This is a genomic window from Ruegeria sp. D4, assembly GCF_056534475.1.
Map to the genome: position 1 here is coordinate 1 of NZ_JBQFPJ010000054.1, position 762 is coordinate 762.

The 762-nt window shown below is 50.1% G+C and carries 1 protein-coding gene; it reads right to left on the bottom strand.

Annotation, left to right across the window (positions count from 1 at the left end; all coding sequences use genetic code 11):
- Nucleotides 1–183 precede the first annotated feature (183 nt).
- Nucleotides 184–465, bottom strand: a complete 282-nt coding sequence (locus ACR0MI_RS23700) for a hypothetical protein (RefSeq protein ID WP_170617596.1) — start codon at nucleotides 463–465, stop codon at nucleotides 184–186.
- Between the last annotated feature and the right edge of the window lie 297 nt (nucleotides 466–762).

The window sequence follows — 762 nt, forward strand, 5'->3', positions numbered from 1 at the left end:
TCCCGTCCTAAAGACGAGAGGCCGACGTCACGGGGGAAGCGATGGCGCATGCGCCAGATGAGCAACCTTGGAACAATAGAGTTCGGACAGTTTGGCATTGATCTGTGGCATCGTGGTGCGCCTCCTTTTGGTTAGAGGCGTTCCGACCCATTTACTGAAGCACAGAAAATGGGTTCAGGGTCTCTACTTGCCAAGCTGAAGTGTGCTCTGCGGTCGCCAGGACAAATTTCCATCGTCTCCACGAAAGCAACGCAGCAACCGTTCTTCTTTTTGAGGAGCTGTAGAAGTTACGGTGTTGGTGCCGACCAATAGTATGAAGGCGTTCTCAGAGTACACGAGACCCTGATAGTAGCAGAACCGTTTTTCCGCGCCATCAGGAATGGGCGACGCGGTCGTCAATTGCGATTGTGCCGCAAGTTCGCCTGCGAGAAATGACATTGATATGCTCAGTAAAAACTTCTTCATTTAGACGCTCCTAAGTCATCGTTGGGATAAAGTGAGTTGGGTCTTCATGTCGCTCGCCCAGATCCAATTGGTCGAACAAAAGCCAAAGTCCGAGAACGGTATCGAATAGGTGATTGAGTTGTACCAAAATGGCAGAATCTCAAAAGATTACTCATCTGACGCAGCCCCTAAAACACGACGACCGATCTCAGAAACCACAACCAGTACTTCGGTTCGTGCGAATTGCGTACTCAGTTTCGCGTTCAATGAAGCAGATAAATTGTCAGCCTGCTTCCCTGAGATCGTGTCTCGCGGGTT